Raw genomic sequence first — 14,878 nt, forward strand, 5'->3', positions numbered from 1 at the left:
AGGCGCTTTTGCCGCCTGCTCGGCCGAGCGGCTGGCGTTGGCGCTGGTATTGTGGAACCCTGGCAACATGTGACGGAAGTTATTGTACCCGTCGTTGCCTTGCACGCCAGGGTTTTGTTCTCTGGGTGCAACAGGCATGGAACAGATATGAAGCAGACCAGAATCGGGAGGCAAAGTGAAAACAGGCGGTATCGATAGCGGCAGGATCGAGGCGATGATCGCGCAACTGAAGTCGGCGGCCACGCGGCCGGAGGCGAAAATACCGGCGATCCAGACCGAAATGCCGGCGGCGAAGGTGAATTTTGCCGACGCCTTCAAGAGCGCGCTGGACTCCGTGAGCAGTTCGCAACAGGCTTCGTCGGCGATGGGCCAGCGCTTTACCATGGGCGACGAAAAAGTCAGCCTGTCGGACGTGATGGTGTCGATGCAAAAGTCCAGCATCGAATTCCAGGCGACGGTGCAGGTGAGGAATAAGTTGGTTTCTGCGTATCATGAGATCATGAATATGCAGGTTTAAGTTTAATTTACCCCAAAGGCAAATTCTGGGGTCAGACCCGGCGGGTCTGACCCCAGCTTTCGGCTGGGTTATCAGCTGAGTCCAGCCATCCGTGCATTGCGCTCCCGCTCCAGGCGTGTGATATAGCGCTGCACGTGCGCCAGCATGCTGCGCGGCAGGTCGACGAACTGGCAGCCCAGGCGGCGGTTCAGCTTGTTGTTCAGCAGGGTCATGTCCAGCGAATTGCGAATTTGCAAGGTGGCGGTGACGATGCCGACGTCAGGCAAGTCGATGCGGCAACCGGGATAGTCCCTGCCGATGGTCTCGCCCAATATCAGTTTATTGTCCAGGATGGCGATGCCGCCGCAGCTGATGTCGGCCAGCGGAAACAGGGCGTCGGCGCCGCCCAGCGAGGGCGGCAGGGGAATCGCCACGCGCACGGGATTGCTCACGGGCGTCGTCATGCGGTAATACTCGCGCCGCTGCAGGCGGATCAATGTTTCCGGAATGGCAATTTTCAAGGCGGGTGTGGCGCCGTAATTGCACTCTTGCACCTGGGCGCTGGCAAACAGGATGCGGATCTTGTCGAGCGACGTTTCAAACGAGATGCCCTTGGCGGCCAGCATGCGCCGGTTCTGGTCGGCGTTCACGGAACGGTCGAGGATGACGGTATTGTGGTCGGCATCGACTTCCAGGATGGAGGTGACGCACACATCGGATTCACCGTGGATCAGCATGCGGATCAGCTGGTTTTTTTCGCTGATGCTGCGCAGCAAGGCAATGATTTCCCGCCGCGATTCCACTTCAAAGTCATGCCAGTTTTCGAGGCCGGAATCCATAATATGTGCTTGCATTGATGCCTGTCTATGTATCGGTGAGGTTGACGCTGGTGTCGGGCGGCGGCGGGATCGGTCCGCCATTCGCAGATTCAATATGATATAACCAGGCCAGCAGTTCCGCAATCGCCCGATACAGGCCGGGCGGAATCTGGCGGTCCAGGTCGACATCCATCAGCAGCGCCACCAATTCTTTCGATTCATGCACGAAGACGCCGTGTTCGCGCGCCGTGCTGATGATCTGGTCCGCGATCAGGCCGCTGCCCTTGGCCACCACCTTGGGCGCCGGCGTGCCGCTCTGGTAGGCCAGCGCGACGGCCGTCTGCGGCACCTTGCGCCTGCTGTCGTCAAGCATCGCCCGCTCCTACTTCAGCTTCTGCCGCTGGCCCTTCGGCCGCCTCCGGCTTGCCGGCGATCGTCAATGACGACAGGGGCCAGCCGGCGGCGTCCAGCGACGCTTCCAGCCGCGCCGCATGCTGGCGCAGGGTGGCGGCGCTGCCTTCGCTGCCGGCCTGCAGCTGGATGGCCACCCGGCCGCCCTGCAAGACCACGTGCGCTGCCAGGTCGCCCAGCAGGGGAAACTGGAAGCGCACATTGCTGCGCCAGGCCGTCGCTTCCTCGTCGGCCTGCGTGCCAGCGTGCTGCTGTCCTTCCGGCGCATCCTGGCTGATATCCCACTGCATCTTCTGGCCGGGCCAGGCTTCGCCCTGCCACTGCACGCGCGCCTGTTCGTGCGTATGCAGCTGTAAATTGATCAGTTGCGCCGCGGCCAGGTCGGTGCCCATCCTGGGCGTCTCGCCCGGCGCGGCCTTTTGCATTTGCGGTTCCAGCAACAGCGAGGCCAGCGGGCGCTTGCCTTCGGCCCATTCGGCCACGTGCGATTCATAGAACAAGCCGCTGCTGCCGACCGTGTCGCGCAGCTTTTGCGCCACCTGGGCCGGATCGGCTCCCGGCGCTGCCATCAGCGGCGTCTTGCCGACCAGCGCCAGGGGCGCGCCGGGCACGCTTTCCGCCTGGCTCAGCACGCTGCTGATGGCGCGCGCGGTGGTGCTCAGTTCCGGCGCCGGTGTATCGCCTGCCAGGGCGGGCAGCAGATTGGCCGGCGTCAGCGGTGCGCGGCTGAGCAGGGTGGCGGCCGTGCTGCTGGCGCGCGTGCCGGCCTGGGCGGCACCGGTCTGGGGACCGCGCGCTTCAAAGGCGTCGGGTTCGGCCTCCGCGTCGGCATACGTCAGCAGGGCGCTGGCGGGCTGGTCGCGGTTATTGCCAATTTGAAAAGAGGGGCGGGGATTGATGCCGATCAAGGTCAGGGGGATTTCCGTGCCCAGCTGGGCGCCGGCGGGCAGCTGCATGCGGGCCGGCGTGCCGGCCACGCGCACCAGGTAGCTGCCATCGCCCATGCGCGCCAGCACCTGGCCCTGCATGGATTTGCCGATCAGTCCTTGCAGCGAGCGCTGGAACTCGGCCTGGCGCGGGTCGGCGACGGCGTCGGCCGGGCGCGTGCCCTTGACCGGGGGCAGGGGCGGCATGCCGATCACGTCCATCTTCGGCAACATGGCGCCCCCGTGTGCGTTTAGACGCCGTAGGCGTTGGCCAGGCGCCGTTCGGTGCCGGTGCTGTTGATCAGCTTGGACAAATGCGCCATCCACGGCATGGTCAGGTCGCGGATCTTGCGGTCGTCTTCCAGGATCTGCTTGATCAGGGCGACCTTGCGCTGGCGGCCGGCGCTTTCCAGCACGACTTTTGCTTCATTCGCCTTCAGCGCTTCCACATGCGCGCTCACTTGTTGCTCCAGCGCTTCGAGCTCGTCCCAGTCGGCGTTGCTGGCGGCAGTCACCATCCGGCCCGTCAGGGTCTGCATGGTTTCGTAGGTGGTCAGGACTTCTTGATGGGTCATCATGGATCAGGCGCTCGCAAGGCTGGGCATACGTTTCAAATCGGCGCCGGGGATGGCGGCGGGCGTGGTGCCGATGGCATTCCAGGTTTCACGCAGGTCGGTCAGCAGGCGCTGCACTTCTTCCAGCAGGGTAATATCGTTGTTCAGGTTAGCCGTCAGCAGGCGTGCGCTCATATACTCGTACAGGGCGTCGAGGCCTTCGGCGATCTGGCCGCCCGCCTCCTTGTCCAGGCTGGCGCGCAAACCATTGTCGATGATCTGGATGGCTTTCGAGATGGACTTGCCCTTTTCTGGGATATTGCCCGATTTCATGTGTACTTGCGCGCTGAGCACGGCCACCAGGGCGCCGTCGTATAGCATCACGATCAGCTTGTGCGGCGAGGCCGAGACGATGCCCGTTTCCAGGCCGACCTTGGCGTAGGCGTTGACGCCGCGTTGTTGGGTTCCAAACATATATTCTCCTGATGTATGGGCTTAACGGTTGGCGGCGATGGCGGCCAGCTGCTGGGTCAAATAGGTTTGCGTGCCCTGTAATTTGTTCAGGGACACGTCCAGGCGTGTGTACTGGGTGCGGTAGCGTGCCTCGATGTCGGTCAGCTTCGCACTGAACTTGTCGCGCTGGTCAGCAACTGCCTTGATGCTGTCGTTGATGCCTTTGGACTTGTTGGTGATCATGCCGGTCGTACCGAGGAACGATGTCGCCAGGTTGTTGAGCTGATAGGCATAGCCTTGCGAGAAGCTGACCGTGCCGCGTGAGCCGATGACACCGCCGGTCACTTCAATCTTCAACCCGTCGGCCGGCGAACCGGGTGCCCCTGTCAGGGATTGGCCTGAGCCGGTGACAGGCTGGCCGCCCAGAGTGCCGGCCACATCGGTGCCTTTGACAGGCTTGGCTGTGCCAAACAGGGTTTCTATGCCGCTCCCTGTACCGTTGCTTAATGCCAGGTTCGAGACGGAGCCGTAGCGACTCGAGGCCAGCACCAGTTTGCCGGTGCCATCGATCGAAGCGGACACGGTTGAGCCAATATCCGAAAACGCCTTGACGCCGTTGATCGAGGATTGCACCATCGACGCCAGTTGCGCTGCGGTGTAGGTGCCTGCTGGAATGGTCACCTTGGCAGTATTCTTGGCCGCCGAGGGATCCGTATCGTTGAGCGTGACATTCCAGGTGGTATCGCTGGCGATCGTGGTACTGGCTGGCAGTACCGCATCCGATGTGAGCGAACCCTGGCTGGCCATGGTGGTGATGGTCAGGTCATACGTGCCGGGCTTGGTGGCGGCGGTGGAGCTGGTGAAGCCGACATTGCTGTCACTGACTTTACCGATGGCCGAGAACAGGCCGGCGATATCGCCAAAATTGGCGCCGATTGCCTTGTCGAGTTTGCTTGCATCCAAGGTCAGGCTGCCGTCTTTTTGAAACGCAATGCCTACCTGGCTTAAGTTGCTCAGTCCACCGTTCAGGCCGGTAATCGGCGCTCCCAATTGCCGGCGCAGCTGGCTCTGGATAGACTGGACCGTCGAGTCTCCCTGGAGGATGGCGCCGGTCTTGGTATCGGGGTTGTAGGCCGTCATCTTGTTGATGGCGGTATTCAGATCGTTGTAGGCCTTGACGAAGGCGGTGATGCTGCCCTTGACCGTCGAGGTATCTTTGGCTACCGATAAATTGGTCGTGCCGATCTTGGTAATGCCCAAGGTGACGCCTTCGATGGCCGTATCGACGCTGTTCGAGCTGCTGGTGATGGGAATGCCGTTGACGCTGAAGTTGGTGTTTTGCGCTGCGGTGTTCTGTTTCAGATTCTGTGTGCCGGAGGCGTCATAGGACAGCAAATCATTCAGGGCGCTGTCCGCCGGCTGTCCGTTGCTGCCGCTGAGCGTAATCTTCATCGCCGAATTGGCGCCCGTCTTGGTCGAGCTGAGCACCAGGTGATACGGCTTGTCCGTGCCGTCGGAAACGATGCTGGCGGTGACACCCAGGCTGGCGTTATTGATGGCGTCGCGGATGCCTTGCAAGCTGTTGTTGGTGGAATCGATCACCACCGACCCCGTTGCCTGCGTGCCATCCTGGGTGAAGCCCGTATTCATGTAGGCGCCGCCCGTGCCCGCCGTCAGCCCGGCTGCAGCGGGATTGCTGCCGGCGATGGTGATGGGGCTGGCATTGCCCGACGCCAGGGTGATCGAGCTGGCAAGCGTCACATTCGAGCCGTCGTTGGTGGCATTGGCGGCGTGGCCGATGCCGCCCATGACGCTGCCTGTGACCACTTCTTCAATGTTGAGGTTGGAGCCATCGGCGCGCGTAAACTGCAAGTTGCCGCCGGCTGCCGTGCCCGTGACGGTGATATTCGCCGCCGCCAGCGCGTTCGAGACGGCATTCGGACCGGCCAGTGTCGTATCGAGCGAGGCAGCAGTGATGCCGCCGCCTGCGGCGACGCCGTTACCCTGGGTCACGATATCGATACCGCCAACCGACAGCGTATAGGTGCCGTCCGCTCCGGTGGCGATATTGCCGAAACCGCTGAACATGCTGGCATTGCTGGCCGTCGGCTGGGCCGTGGCCGTCACGCCCGTGGTACTGCTCTTGGCGTTGATGGCGTCGGCCAGCGCGCGCGCGCTCTTGGTGCCGGCATCGGTCGGAATGGCCGTGCCGTTGATGTTCAAGGAGCCGTTGCTGATGCCCGTGAGCAGGGTGCCGCCGCTCAGAGCCGTGCCCGTTACGCCAAAGGTGCCGCCGGCCAGCGCGCCCAGCTGGAAGGAAACCGTGGTCTTGGCGCCACCGCCGATGGTCGACAGTTTGCTGGCCATGCCGCCGGACGTCAGCGTCTGCGCCTGGGCCAGCTGGGAAACGTTGATGTTGTAGCTGCCCGCCACGGCCTTGGCGCCGGCGCTGGCCGTCAGCACCAGCGGGTCCGATGGCGTGGCGCTGACGGCGCGGAAGTTATTCGAATTGGTCAGCGCGGAAAGCGAGCCCTGAAAGGCGCCGACGGAGCCGCTTAGCGTACCCATCGCGCTGAGCTTGGCCTGGTAGGACGCTGTTTTCTTGTCAAAAGTAGCCAGTGGCGCTGATTCGGCCGTCATCAGCTTGTCGATGATGGAGTTCACATCCAGGCCGCTGGCGCCGGCGCCGATGCCAACGGATGAGATTGTAGGGGTAATGGCCACGGCATGCTCCTAGGAAAACACTAATATAAGCTGTTATCGGCAGAATCAATCAGGACTTGAGAGGGGGATTTACCGCGTTGTTTTCAGCGGGAGCGAAAAACTAGCTAAGAGAGGGGGAATTGACTGCGCTTGCATACAAAATGCGGGGCCGGATAGCCAGGCTAGCAGGCCCCGCTGTGTTGCCTGCATATCTCTTGCCATGATGCCGCGCCTGCGAGGGCAAGCCCATGCTCACGCACTCTGGCTGATCAGGGAACCTTTGGCCGAGTCGAAGGTTTTGGCCAGCGCCAGGGCTTCCTTGGAGGGGATCTGACGCAAGACTTCCTTGGTTTCCTGATCGATCACTTTGACCACCGTGCGATGGCTGTCCTCATCGATGGAAAATTCCAGGCCCTGCGTCTTCATTTGCGAAGACTGGTTCAGTGCCGAGACGGCCTTGTCCAGTTGTTCGCGGCTGGGCTCTCGGCTGGCTTGCTGCGGCGTGACGGCGGCATTTTCCGTGGCGGTGCGCGCTGGCGCTGCCGCTCGTGCCGGTACTGTGTCGGTAGGGGCGTAACTCTTGTCAACTCTGGCCGCGGAGGCGGACGTAATCGCATCGATAGTCATGGTGCTCTCCTAGTGAAAATTCCCCTGCCGAAAAAATCCGGCAGGGGAACCTGAGTCCAGCGATGTTACGGGGCTAATTGACGATTAGCCGCGCAGCAGGCTCAGGACGCCGTTCGGCAGCGAGTTCGCTTGCGCCAGCATGGCTGTACCCGCTTGTTGCAGGATCTGGCCGCGCGTCAGGTTGGCTGTTTCCGAAGCAAAGTCGGTATCGACGATGCGGCTGCGCGATGCGGACAGGTTTTCCGTGGTCGATTGCAGGTTGGAAATCGCCGAGCTGAAGCGCGATTGCAAAGCACCGTACTGGGCGCGCTGGCTGTTCACCGAGGCCAGCGCGGCGTCGGTGATTTTCAGGGCGGTTTGCGCGCCGGCGAAGGAAGTGACATCCAGCGACGAAACCGATTGCAGCTTCGAGGTGCCGCTCAGGGCCAGGCCGGAACCTGCATCGGTGACCGAGAAACCGCCTGGCGAGTCGAAGGTCAGCGTGCCGTTGGCAAACGCGGTGGCGCCGGCGGCGGTGGCTGCGCCTGCTACCAGTGCGCCAGTGTTGCTGTAGCCTGAAGGCGTGAACGAGTTCGCGCCGCTGGCAGCCGCGCCATTGACGATGCTGATGTCATTGCCGGTCGAATTGGTCAGCTTCATGCCGCCTTTGACCGAATCGTACTGGGCGGTGACGCCGGTGTTGGCCGTTTGCGCATTGATGGCGTTGATGCCGGCGGCGTAGTCGCTGGCGGTAGAGCCGGTGCCGGTCACGGTGAAGGACATCGTCACGGCAGTCTGATTATCCGATTGGAGCGTGAACGATTGCGAGCCGGCGGCCATCGTCAAGTTCAGATCGGTAGTCGCGGTGGCGGTGACGCCGGTTTTGGCGGTCAGCGCATTGACGCCGGCAGCCACGGAGCGGGCCGTGTCGGTGGCCGTCGTGGTGTACGTTGCCAGGCCTGTCGAGCCCGCCACTGCGATGGCCTGGGCCGTGACCATTTTTGTTCCCGTGCCAGGTGCCACGCCGCTGCCTTGCACTTCGTTGTTGCCGTAAGTGCTGGTCAGGAAGTTGGCGCCACTGGCGGAAATGAGCTGGTTGGCGTTGGCGCCAACCTGGAAGTTGGCCGTGCCCATGGTGCCGTCCAGCAGTGCCTGGCCGTTGAACGAGGTGGTGGTGGCGATGCGGTTCAGTTCCGAACCCAGCTGACCTACCTCGGTTTGCAGCGCCTGGCGGTCGCTGGCCGAGTTGGTGGCGTTCGACGATTGCACGGCCAGTTCGCGGATACGTTGCAGGATGTCGCCCGAGCTCGACAGTGCGCCCTCAGCCGTTTGCGCCAGCGAGACGCCGTCGTTGGCATTGCGGGTGGCTTGGCTCATGCCGCGGATTTGCGACGTCATACGGTCGGAAATCGCCAGACCAGCAGCGTCATCCTTGGCGCTGTTGATGCGCAGGCCGGAGGACAGGCGTTGCAGCGAGGTGCTCAGGGCCGATTGCGAGGTCGACAGGTTGCGTTGTGCATTCAGGGACGAGATGTTGGTATTAATTACTGCAGCCATGATAATTCTCCAAACAGGTACTACATTGCGCTATGTGCTAGTCACTTTGGCCTGCCCCGCTGTTCCGGGACAATCAAGCCGCTGTTATTTAGGGTAACGGTTGCTGTGCGGGAAAATTTATGGCGAAAAGCGCTTTAAATTTTAATTTTCAGCCCTTCAGTTTGTGCCTGACCGCGCGCTAGACGGCATGATTTAAAGAAACTTGAGGGTAAAAATAGTTTTATTTTCATCTCGCGTGCATGCCGGCGAAGCGCAGGACGGGGAATAATTGTTATTGTTTTTATATGAAAAATGCCGTCCGGCCGGGTGGCGGGACGGCATGGCGTGCAGTGGGCCGTAGCTATTCCGCCACCACCACGCGGTTCTTGCCCGTCTGCTTGGCCTGGTACATGGCGCGGTCGGCGCGCTTGACCAGTTCGGCCTGGTCTTCGTTGGGCAGGCGCAGGGCCACACCGGCGGAAAAGGTGATCAGGACCTTTTCGTTGTCGTGCAGGAAGAAATGCCGGGTCAGCTCGCGCTGCAGGCGCGTCATCGTCGACGAGGCCGCCTCGACCGTGGTTTCCGGCAGCAGGATGAGGAATTCCTCGCCGCCGAAGCGGGCGATGACGTCCATCGAGCGCAGGGTTTCCTTGACGATTTTCACCAGGTGTTTCAGCGCGGCATCGCCGGCCAGGTGGCCATAGGTGTCGTTCAGGCGCTTGAAATCGTCCAGGTCCAGCATGGCGATGCACAGCGGCGTGCCGCGGCGGTCCGAGCGGGCCGTCTCGCGCTCGAACACATCGTCCAGACCACGGCGGGTCAGGCTGCCCGTCAGCTGGTCTTCCCGCACCAGTTCGCTCATATGCTGGAGCTTCGCTTCCAGCGTGTGGATGCGCTGTTCCGCATCCTGCACTTCCTGGCGCGCCAGCACCATTTTGTCGCGCGCGCGCAAGGCCTCGTTCTGCACCATGCGCGTTTCGCGCAAGACTTCGTCGAGGACGCTGTTCAATTCGCTGATATTTTCCGCCTGGCTGATCTTTTCCGAATAGCCGCCGATCTTTTCATGGAAGTCGCCCGTGCTGGCCGCCACTTGCCCCAGGCGGTCGATGAAGGTCATCATCATGTTCTTGACCGTCAGCTTGACGTCGGACAGGCTGTGCTTGAGCTGGCTTTGCTTGTAGATGACTTCCTTCAGGCTGCGCGTGGCGTCTTCCAGCGCGCGCTGGTCGAGCGGCCCGGCGATCAGGTTTTGCACGGCATCGACCTGGCCGCGCAGCCAGCTGTCGTCGTCGAGCAATTGGCTGACGTTGTCCAGCAGCAACTTGAACAGGCGCAGCAGCAATTCCTGCTGCTCGGCCGTATCGCCGCTTTTCAGTTCGATCTGGTAGCACAGCTGCTTCAGGCGCAGCGCCGCTTCGTTCAGCGCCTCTTCCGTGTGGGCCAGTTTGATGGCCGCGCCCAGCGATTCGGCTTCTTCCACCAGCGCGGGCGTGCCCGTCAGCAAGGTGGCGACGGCAAAACCCAGGGTGCGGCTGAGCAATTCACGCAGGGTGCGCGTCTGTTCGCCGTCCGGCAGGGGCGGCAATTCGATGCCGCCGCCTTTCTTGACCTGTTTTTCCGCCAGTTGCGCCAGGGTGCGCGCATAGCTGTCCCAGTCGCGCGCCTTCAGTGCCCGCTGGAATCGGCGGCCAAAGTCGCCCAGTTCGCCCGCCGATTCGCTCATTTTGGCGGCAAATTGCGTCAGGACGTTTTCCGCGCCGCTCTCCGTGGGAGCGCTGGCGGCCAGCACGGCTGCCGGGGCGGCAGGCGTATCGGCCGGTTCGCTGATGCCGGCGATTTCATTGTAGATGTCGCGGTAGGCGCTGGGCGTGGGGGCGATGCGGCGCGTGGCCAGGCGGCGAAACGCTTCGCGGGCGATATCGGCCGGATTCATCGCCGCGGCGGCGGTGTTCGTGGCGCCAGCGGGAGCGCCTGCTGGTGAAGATGGCAATTTACTGGACATGTAGACACAGCCTTTTCAGATATTTCTCATTATCCCCATGATAGGCGAGTTGGCAAAGAACTTATTGTGCGAGAAGCAAGGAGAAGTCCTGTCAATTCGCCCGATGCCAGCGGGCATGCCGCTTTGCCGTCAATCGACCAGCTGGTTGCGGATGGCGTAATGGGTCAGTTCGGCGCTGTTCTTGAGTTTCATCTTGACCAGCAAGCGGGCGCGGTACTCGCTGACGGTTTTCACGGATAATTTAAGCTCTTCGGCGATGGCGCCCACCGCCTTGCCCGAGGCGATCATCACCAGGGTCTGGTATTCGCGGTCCGACAAGGTGTCGTGCAAGGCCGTTTCGTGGTCTTCGCCCACCGTGTTGGCCAGTTCCTGCGCCAGCGAGGCACTGATGTATTTCAAGCCCTGCGCCACCTGGCGGATGGCCGTGACCAGTTCGCGCGGTGCGCTCTGCTTCGTCAGGTAGCCGGCCGCGCCCGCCTTGAGCGAACGGATGGCGTACTGGTCTTCGCGGTGCATGGAGAGCATCAGCACGGCCAGTTCCGGCTTTTCCTTCTTGATCTGCTTGAGCACCTCGATGCCGCTGCGGTCGGGCAGGGAGATGTCGAGCAGCAACACCTGGCATTTCGAGCCGCGGAACAGTTTGATGGCGTCGTGGCCATTTTCAGCCTCGCCGGCCACGATGATGTCCTTCGTATCGGCGAGGATTTGCTTCAAGCCTTCGCGCACGATCGCATGATCGTCGGCGATGAATACCCGGATGGTGGCTTTTTCTTTCATGACTGCGTTGTTTCCTATCTAATTCACCCACTAGGCCGCGTCTGGCGGCGGCCCGCTGTGCGCGGGCGCACTGGCTGCAGCCGCTATTATCGCCTCTCGCGGCGTGGTCAGCCGGATTTTTATGCTCAGGAGGGTGCCGCCATCGGGCCCGTCCACCAGGCTCAGGGTGCCGCCCAGCGCGGCGGCGCGTTCGGCCATGCCGCGGATGCCGAACGACTGCGGCTTGGCGCGGTCGGACAGGCGCATGCCGACGCCATTGTCGGCGATCGACAGGCTGATATGCTGGCGCTGCCGGGCCAGGCGCACGCTGACCTTGCTCGCTTGCGCATGCTTGGCGATATTCGTCAGCGCCTCCTGGGCGATGCGGAACAGACTGGTCGCCTGGTCCAGTTCCAGGTCGATATGCTGGCGGTTGGAAATGAATTCGCATTCGATGCCGGCCTGGCGCGCGAATTCCTTCACCTGCCAGTCCAGCGCGGCAACCAGGCCCAGGTCCAGCATGGAGGGGCGCAAGTCCAGCGAAATGCGGTGCACGGCGTCGATGCTGCGGTCGACCAGGGCATCGACATAGTCGGCTTTTTCCTGCAGCAGCGGGTCGTCCGGCGGCAGGCGGCGCGCCAGCATGGCCAGCGCCATCTTGATCGCCGTCAAATTGCCGCCCAGGTCATCGTGCAGTTCGCGCGCCAGGCGCGTGCGTTCGTGTTCCTTGACCTTGTCGATATGCGCCGTCAGCTCGGCCAGGCGCGCGCGCGACTGGCGCACTTCGATCTGTTCCAGCCGGCTTTCCGTGATATTCGTCATGATGCCTTCCCACTGCACCGTGCCGTCGGCCAGCGCGCGCGGCGTGGAGCGCAGGTTGATCCATTTGACATCCTTCCAGGCATCGATCCAGATGCGGCCTTCCCAGTTCCAGCTCCACAAGGCGTTTTTTGACGCCTGCATCGACTCCAGATACGAGGCGCGGTCGTCGGCCAGGATCAGCTGGTAGAACAGTTCCGGGCGCGCGTGCAGCTGTGCCGGCTCCAGGCCCAGCAGCGCCTGGCAGCCGTCGCTCAGGTAGGCAAACGATGCCCGTCCATCCGCATGCAGGCAGAACTGGTACACCAGGCCCGGCGTGTTCGAGACGATGGCGTTGAAGCGCGACTGCACCTGCGCCAGGGCGGCGGCCGTCGCCTGCGGCGTGCGCAAGTCTTCGCCCTCGGCCAGCAGCAGGGCGCGCCCCTGGCGCTGGGCGCGCGACAGGTGCAGGCTGAGCGAATACAGGCTGCCATCGCGGCGCCGTTGCTGCACGTGCAGCCGGACTTGCGCGCCGATGCTGTCGTCCAGGGTGGCCAGCACGGCGGCCAGCTGCTGCGCGTCGAGCTGCGGCGCCAGCGTGAAGGGCGTCATCGCCAGCAATTGCTTGCGCGCGTACTGCAAGTTGTCGCAGGCGGCATTGTTAGCGTCCAGCAATTGCAAGCTGGCCGCGTCGTACAGGTAGATTTCCGGCGCCGCCGCGCGCAGGGCGGGGGCGAGCCGGGGAGTATCGTGCATGGGATGGCCTTTCTTCATCAGCGGCGGGCGCGCCAGAAGGCGGCGAAGCGGCGCAGCACTCTGGCCGGGCGGGAATTATGACGGCCTGGCGGGCCCTTGTGCAAGCGCTGCCACCAGGCGCGGCGGGCGCGGCCCAGCGCGGCCGACAGGCGGCTGACCCTGCGCCACGGGCGCGTGGCGCGCAGGCGGGCGATCCAGCGGTCCTTGGTTTCCATGAACCGGCCATGCCAGCGGGCAAACCACGGCAAACTGAGCAGGGTAGGGCGCGTCAGGTTGTACAGGCGCGCGACGGCGGCCGCGCCGCCCAGCTTGGCGAGGACGATCACGCCGATGCCGGAAAACGCATGGCCGCGCGCGATCGCCAGCAGGGCCAGCAGCTTGACGGGAAACAGCAGCACGGCCGGCAGCACGAAGATGGCCAGCGCCCAGTACGGCGGCAGGCGCTTGATCCACGCTTCCAGCGCATGCAGCGGTGGAAATTGCGCCACCACCTGCATGATGCGCGCACCGGTGGCCCACAGCCATTCCTCGATCAGCAGGCAGATGGCGGCCAGGTAGACCAGCGGCGCGAACAGCCAGCGCCTGACTCTGTAGAATTTTTTCATCCGTCTCCGTGTGGCGCTCCGGTATGGCTGCCATTGCCTCGATGATACGTCAAAAAAGCCCGGCTGCCCCCGCATCCGGTGTGCCCGTGGCTCCCTGGCGGGGCTACAATAGGCGGATGAATAAAGCCTTTGTAAAAGAATCCGACAACGACGACGATGAAGAAGCGGCCGCGCTGGCGCTGGCCATTCCCGCCGGTGCCAAGAATTACATTACGCCGGCCGGCTACCAGCGCATCAAGGAAGAGCTGCTGCAGCTGATCGACGTCGACCGTCCGGAAGTGGTGCGCATCGTGCATTGGGCGGCGTCGAATGGCGACCGCTCGGAAAATGGCGACTATATCTATGGCAAGCGCCGGCTGCGCGAAATCGACCGCCGCATCCGCTTCCTGACGAAACGCATGGACCTGGCCGCCATCGTCGACCCCAGCGTGCACCATGGCAACGACCAGGTGTTTTTCGGCGCCACGGTAACCTACCGCACCAGCGACGGCGCAACGCACACCATCACCATCGTCGGCATCGATGAATTCGACCCCCTGAACGGCAAGATCAGCTGGGTCTCGCCGATGGCCCGCACCATCACCAAGGCGCGCGAGGGCGACCTCATCACCCTCAACACGCCGCAGGGCGAGCAGGAGCTGGAGTTGCTGGAAGTGACGTATCCGGCGCCGGGGGAAGGGTAAGCTTGCGGTGACGCAGGGCGCCTGAGGCGCGCGCGGGCACAATGATCATTCAGTTGGCATCAGGAGTTGCCATGCCCCGTCGCCTCCGGCTTGTCTTGCCCGGCGTTCCGCTGCATGTGGTGCAGCGTGGAGTGAATCGCCAAGCATGCTTTCTTGATGGGCAGGATAAGCAGCGCTATCTTGACTATCTGCGTAGTTGTTTGGCGCTTGCGCCGTGCTATCTGCATGCGTATGTGGTCATGAGCAATCATGTGCATCTTTTGCTTTCCACGCAAAGTACAGACTCCTTGTCGTCGATGATGAAAATGCTGAACCAGCGTTATGTGCAGTATTTCAACTGGCGTTATGGTCGCACCGGCAGCTTGTGGGAAGGCCGCTACAAATCCTGCCTGGTGCAGAGCGAGCGTTATTTATTGATTTGCCAGCGCTATATCGAATTGAATCCCGTCAGGGCCGGTATCGTGGCATTACCTGGGCAATATTGTTGGTCCAGCTATCGGAGCAACGCACAGGGTATGCATGATGATTTGCTGTCCCCGCATTCCTTGTATTTGATGCTTGGGCATGATGCGTTTGAACGGCAAAAAACATACCAGTCGTTATTCCAGGATGCATTAGGCGAGAGTTGCATCGGGCAACTGCGAGAAGCAGTCAATGCTGAATTTGCGCTAGGAGATCAGGCGTTTTTACGGCGCGTTGCAGAACTGAGCCGGTAGTCCGCAGCGGAGATCCGGGGTCAGACCCGCCGGGTCTGACCCCAGCTTTTTGCCGCGTG

15 protein-coding genes are annotated in these 14,878 nt (G+C 62.5%); 3 read left to right on the forward strand and 12 right to left on the reverse strand.

Annotation, left to right across the window (positions count from 1 at the left end; genetic code table 11):
* Positions 1–214 precede the first annotated feature (214 nt).
* Positions 215–517 carry a flagellar hook-basal body complex protein FliE gene (gene fliE, locus KY494_RS24235; RefSeq protein WP_243136536.1) on the forward strand — a complete coding sequence of 101 codons (303 nt, stop codon included), beginning with the start codon at positions 215–217 and terminating at the stop codon, positions 515–517.
* A gap of 71 nt (positions 518–588) precedes the next feature.
* Here fliE and KY494_RS24240 read toward each other — a convergent pair whose 3' ends face one another.
* From KY494_RS24240 to KY494_RS24295, 12 genes are all read right to left on the reverse strand, one after another.
* A complete protein-coding gene (locus KY494_RS24240) occupies positions 589–1,335 on the reverse strand; it encodes a flagellar brake protein (RefSeq protein ID WP_219136085.1) in 747 nt (248 codons plus the stop codon).
* 25 nt (positions 1,336–1,360) lie between these two features.
* The gene (locus tag KY494_RS24245; RefSeq protein WP_034754014.1) at positions 1,361–1,687 is read right to left on the reverse strand and encodes an EscU/YscU/HrcU family type III secretion system export apparatus switch protein; all 327 of its coding nucleotides are present in this window, start codon (positions 1,685–1,687) and stop codon (positions 1,361–1,363) included.
* On the reverse strand, positions 1,680–2,885 hold the full coding sequence (locus tag KY494_RS24250; protein ID WP_219888501.1) for a flagellar hook-length control protein FliK: 1,206 nt from the start codon (positions 2,883–2,885) through the stop codon (positions 1,680–1,682). The genes KY494_RS24245 and KY494_RS24250 overlap by 8 nt, the downstream gene beginning before the upstream one ends.
* A 17-nt stretch (positions 2,886–2,902) precedes the next feature.
* Positions 2,903–3,229, reverse strand: a complete 327-nt coding sequence (locus KY494_RS24255; protein WP_219136021.1) for a flagellar protein FliT — start codon at positions 3,227–3,229, stop codon at positions 2,903–2,905.
* Positions 3,230–3,232: 3 nt separating this feature from the next.
* A complete protein-coding gene (fliS, locus tag KY494_RS24260) occupies positions 3,233–3,679 on the reverse strand; it encodes a flagellar export chaperone FliS (RefSeq protein ID WP_219888502.1) in 447 nt (148 codons plus the stop codon).
* Positions 3,680–3,700: 21 nt separating this feature from the next.
* Positions 3,701–6,382 (reverse strand): flagellar filament capping protein FliD, encoded by a 2,682-nt coding sequence (gene fliD / locus KY494_RS24265; protein WP_258194402.1) that lies wholly within the window; start codon positions 6,380–6,382, stop codon positions 3,701–3,703.
* Positions 6,383–6,613: 231 nt separating this feature from the next.
* Complete coding sequence (locus KY494_RS24270; RefSeq protein WP_219888503.1) at positions 6,614–6,988, reverse strand: flagellar protein FlaG; 375 nt, start codon at positions 6,986–6,988, stop codon at positions 6,614–6,616.
* 84 nt (positions 6,989–7,072) lie between these two features.
* Entirely contained in the window at positions 7,073–8,524 is a 1,452-nt protein-coding gene (locus KY494_RS24275; RefSeq protein ID WP_219888504.1) for a flagellin, read from the reverse strand.
* Between the two features lie 340 nt (positions 8,525–8,864).
* Positions 8,865–10,436 carry a GGDEF domain-containing protein gene (locus tag KY494_RS24280; RefSeq protein ID WP_219891720.1) on the reverse strand — a complete coding sequence of 524 codons (1,572 nt, stop codon included), beginning with the start codon at positions 10,434–10,436 and terminating at the stop codon, positions 8,865–8,867.
* A 198-nt stretch (positions 10,437–10,634) separates the two neighbouring features.
* Positions 10,635–11,282 (reverse strand): response regulator transcription factor, encoded by a 648-nt coding sequence (locus tag KY494_RS24285; protein ID WP_034753998.1) that lies wholly within the window; start codon positions 11,280–11,282, stop codon positions 10,635–10,637.
* 30 nt (positions 11,283–11,312) lie between these two features.
* On the reverse strand, positions 11,313–12,815 hold the full coding sequence (locus tag KY494_RS24290) for a sensor histidine kinase (RefSeq protein WP_258194403.1): 1,503 nt from the start codon (positions 12,813–12,815) through the stop codon (positions 11,313–11,315).
* 17 nt (positions 12,816–12,832) lie between these two features.
* Positions 12,833–13,420 (reverse strand): hypothetical protein, encoded by a 588-nt coding sequence (locus KY494_RS24295; RefSeq protein WP_219888505.1) that lies wholly within the window; start codon positions 13,418–13,420, stop codon positions 12,833–12,835.
* Positions 13,421–13,536: 116 nt separating this feature from the next.
* Here KY494_RS24295 and greB point away from each other — a divergent pair, with 116 nt between their 5' ends.
* Positions 13,537–14,103: a transcription elongation factor GreB gene (gene greB / locus KY494_RS24300; RefSeq protein WP_096237449.1), complete on the forward strand. Its 567-nt coding sequence runs from the start codon at positions 13,537–13,539 to the stop codon at positions 14,101–14,103.
* Positions 14,104–14,174: 71 nt separating this feature from the next.
* Positions 14,175–14,819: a transposase gene (locus KY494_RS24305; protein ID WP_219888506.1), complete on the forward strand. Its 645-nt coding sequence runs from the start codon at positions 14,175–14,177 to the stop codon at positions 14,817–14,819.
* Positions 14,820–14,878 lie beyond the last annotated feature (59 nt).

It is taken from the genome of Janthinobacterium sp. PAMC25594, from assembly GCF_019443505.1.
Lineage (GTDB): Bacteria > Pseudomonadota > Gammaproteobacteria > Burkholderiales > Burkholderiaceae_D > Janthinobacterium.

Bases quoted from the DNA above. Each gene is read 5' to 3' on its own strand.
- fliE (WP_243136536.1), top strand. From the start codon at position 215: ATGATCGCGCAACTGAAGTCGGCGGCCACGCGGCCGGAGGCGAAAATA.
- KY494_RS24240 (WP_219136085.1), bottom strand. From the start codon at position 1,335: ATGGATTCCGGCCTCGAAAACTGGCATGACTTTGAAGTGGAATCGCGG.
- KY494_RS24245 (WP_034754014.1), bottom strand. From the start codon at position 1,687: ATGCTTGACGACAGCAGGCGCAAGGTGCCGCAGACGGCCGTCGCGCTG.
- KY494_RS24250 (WP_219888501.1), bottom strand. From the start codon at position 2,885: ATGTTGCCGAAGATGGACGTGATCGGCATGCCGCCCCTGCCCCCGGTC.
- KY494_RS24255 (WP_219136021.1), bottom strand. From the start codon at position 3,229: ATGATGACCCATCAAGAAGTCCTGACCACCTACGAAACCATGCAGACC.
- fliS (WP_219888502.1), bottom strand. From the start codon at position 3,679: ATGTTTGGAACCCAACAACGCGGCGTCAACGCCTACGCCAAGGTCGGC.
- KY494_RS24270 (WP_219888503.1), bottom strand. From the start codon at position 6,988: ATGACTATCGATGCGATTACGTCCGCCTCCGCGGCCAGAGTTGACAAG.
- KY494_RS24275 (WP_219888504.1), bottom strand. From the start codon at position 8,524: ATGGCTGCAGTAATTAATACCAACATCTCGTCCCTGAATGCACAACGC.
- KY494_RS24280 (WP_219891720.1), bottom strand. From the start codon at position 10,436: ATGAATCCGGCCGATATCGCCCGCGAAGCGTTTCGCCGCCTGGCCACG.
- KY494_RS24285 (WP_034753998.1), bottom strand. From the start codon at position 11,282: ATGAAAGAAAAAGCCACCATCCGGGTATTCATCGCCGACGATCATGCG.
- KY494_RS24290 (WP_258194403.1), bottom strand. From the start codon at position 12,815: ATGCACGATACTCCCCGGCTCGCCCCCGCCCTGCGCGCGGCGGCGCCG.
- KY494_RS24295 (WP_219888505.1), bottom strand. From the start codon at position 13,420: ATGAAAAAATTCTACAGAGTCAGGCGCTGGCTGTTCGCGCCGCTGGTC.
- greB (WP_096237449.1), top strand. From the start codon at position 13,537: ATGAATAAAGCCTTTGTAAAAGAATCCGACAACGACGACGATGAAGAA.
- KY494_RS24305 (WP_219888506.1), top strand. From the start codon at position 14,175: ATGCCCCGTCGCCTCCGGCTTGTCTTGCCCGGCGTTCCGCTGCATGTG.